Consider the following 2,853-nt stretch of genomic DNA (forward strand, 5'->3'; position numbering starts at 1 on the left):
CTCCTAACCCCTAACTCCTAACCCCTAACTCCTAACTCCTAACCCCTAACCCCTAACTCCTAACTCCTAACTCCTAACCCCTAACCCCTAACTCCTAACTCCTAACTCCTAACCCTTTGACCTTTAATTAACTTCCACTAACTCAATATCAAAAGTTAATTGTTGTCCTGCTAGGGGATGATTCGCGTCAAGGGTGACTTGAGAATCCGAGACATCTGTAACAATAACAGGAATTACTTGACCGTCGTTTTGAGAAATTTGTAGCTGCTGACCAATTTCTACTGATAAGTCTGTAGGTATTTGCTCTTTCTCAACTGTGATTACCAGTTCTTCACGCTGAGGACCGTAAGCTTGATCGGGAGGAATGGTTGCAGTTTTTGACTCTCCCGGAGTCATCCCAATTATCGCTTCTTCAAAACCCGGAATCACATTTCCTGAACCAAGGGAGAACTGCAAAGGTTCCCGTTCGATGGAGGAATCAAAAACGGTGCCATCGTCCAATTTGCCTGTGTAGTGAACTTTGACGTTGTTACCAGCTTTGGCTTGTGTCATGTGTGATTGTCCTTTAATACTGTCTTATGCAAATGATACTGTACTGAAAAAATCGCTTTTATCCGTTTGATTCGTTTTTTTTGGCGATACAGATAATTTACTAACTATACTAGCTATTCTTATCCCGTTAGAGATGATTACTTAATTGTGGGAGAAGATAATACTGTTGCGATCGCCAAGCAGTTTCAAAATCCGATGATGACATCCCAATGGTTGGGGCAACCATTACTATTTAATAATTTTGTCGATCCATAACATATTTCAATACTCAATACGTTATAAATAAGCGCCAACCGTAATAAATTAAAGATTGACGCTTATATTTTTATGTTCCAGGTATTTATACTGGCTGAACTCGTTTAAAACTTTAAGATTATTCAAGATTATTAAAGCCGCTAACTCAGAAAAAATATATTTATGTAAGCGTTTGTTTAGATTCTTATAAAAAAAGAAATATATTTTAACATTTAATCTTTTCTTTAGATTTAAGGTTTAATATTTTCTTAAGATGATTCAACTAGCCTGCGTGACTTTTCACCTTCCGGTTTATAGCTGGGGTTATTTAAAAATCAAATGTCGGTTAGAGAGAAAGATTGCATATTTAATTTAGATTTGGGATTAGAAAGCTATGTTAGGACTCAAAGAAAGAGCGGTTACAATGCGTCATGTATGGTCGGTAATTGAAGAAACCGAAACCAAGACTCTGTTAAATTTAAATGATGCAGACCTTTTAAATCAGTTACTCAGCCAATTAGAAAACAAAAATCTACTTACTGGAGAGCAAATTAGCGCAATGGGTGCGTATATTAGTTCACGAGTACCGTTGATTCGCGATTTAGCTCATTCACGTATGGTATGTAATCTTTAATTAGAGTAGATTTAGAGATTTACATAAATTTACTGTGCTAAAAAATTATGCTCTAAAGGATGTCAATACGGGTATCAAGTATTGTGTCAAAGTAAAAGCATCTACTCCTAATTCGGTGCGCTCAAGAGCTGCTAAAATCCCTGATTGAGCGTGCCACCATGCAGCTGTTGCAACCATTTTTTCTAAATCTAACTTTCGTGAAACAGCTTGCGCCATTAATCCACCGAGTAATCCAGTTAACACATCACCACTACCTCCACGGGCTAAAGCCGGGGTACTTTGGGGATTAATCCAAACACAGCCTTGGGAATTTGCGATCGCAGTTTTGGAACCTTTTAACAGTACGATTGCACCAGATTGTTTTGCGGCTTCAAGAACAGCAGAAACTCTATTTTGATTGACATCGGGAATATTGGGGAATAAGCGCTTAAATTCGCCGGGATGAGGAGTAAGTATAGTTGAAGCTTGGCGTTTTTGTAAGGTTTGTAAAGTTCCCATTTGGGCGAGAATATTTAAACCATCAGCATCTAAAAGTAAAGGTTTAGGATTATCTAATATTTCCTGTAAAATTGAAACCGCATCTAGGGTAATACCCGGACCGCAAGCGATAGCATCAAAAGTATTTAAATCAGTATTATCGGGTAATTGTAACTTTGCGATCGCGCCACTTTCAGTTTCCGGACAACCGATAATTAAAGCTTCGGGTAAATGTGACACCATTGTAGATGCAAGGGATTGCGGTACAGCGATAGAAAGCATCCCTACACCAGAACCCCGCGCTCCCAAAGCAGTTAAAATTGCACCACCCGCATAACGACGAGAACCGCAAACAAGCAGTAAATGACCTTCTTTGTATTTGTGAGTTACTTGGGGACGAGGTAAAGGAAGATTTGCCAGGGCGATCGCACTAGTAATGCGTTTGATATTAGGAGATTTTCCTAATATAGCTTGCACATCTGTATATTGAATATCAAAGTCAATTAATTCAGCATTACCTACATATTCTAAAGCTTGATCTTGCAATAAACCAAGCTTCCACAAACCCAGACACAGAGTATAAGTAGAGCGAACAGCAACTCCGAGAACTTTTCCCGTATCTGTATGTAAACCAGAAGGTACATCAATACTAAAAACTGGCTTATTCCATTGATTTAGCTGACTAATAGCACTTGCGATCGGTTCTGTAATATCCCTTTCCAAGCCAAAACCGAATAAACCATCAATAAAAAAATCGCAATTTTGTAGCTTTTCAAGGGAATCATCACAAGGAATACCCAAACTGCGGACATATTGTAAATGCTGTGCAGTTAATTCCTTAAGCTTAGAAATAGGACAATAAACCCTAACTTCATAACCGCGAAAATGTAATTCGCGAGCCACAACTAAAGCATCACCACCATTATGACCCGGGCCTGCAAGGATTCCTACGGAAG

At 38.8% G+C, this 2,853-nt stretch carries 3 protein-coding genes; 1 reads left to right on the forward strand and 2 read right to left on the reverse strand.

The window, feature by feature from the left end:
• Window positions 1-123: 123 nt before the first annotated feature.
• Window positions 124-552: an FKBP-type peptidyl-prolyl cis-trans isomerase gene (locus IQ247_RS31905; RefSeq protein ID WP_193926200.1), complete on the reverse strand. Its 429-nt coding sequence runs from the start codon at window positions 550-552 to the stop codon at window positions 124-126.
• Window positions 553-1,180: 628 nt separating this feature from the next.
• On the opposite strand from IQ247_RS31905, the gene IQ247_RS31910 reads away from it, so the two are divergent.
• Window positions 1,181-1,420, forward strand: coding sequence for a hypothetical protein (locus tag IQ247_RS31910; protein ID WP_193926201.1), 240 nt, complete (start codon window positions 1,181-1,183; stop codon window positions 1,418-1,420).
• 45 nt (window positions 1,421-1,465) lie between these two features.
• Here the strand turns inward: IQ247_RS31910 and IQ247_RS31915 are convergent.
• A partial coding sequence (locus IQ247_RS31915) for an NAD(P)H-hydrate dehydratase (protein WP_193926202.1) occupies window positions 1,466-2,853 on the reverse strand: 1,388 nt, incomplete at its 5' end.

It is taken from the genome of Plectonema cf. radiosum LEGE 06105 (genome assembly GCF_015207665.1).
Taxonomy (GTDB): Bacteria; Cyanobacteriota; Cyanobacteriia; order Cyanobacteriales; family Nostocaceae; genus Rivularia; species Rivularia radiosa_A.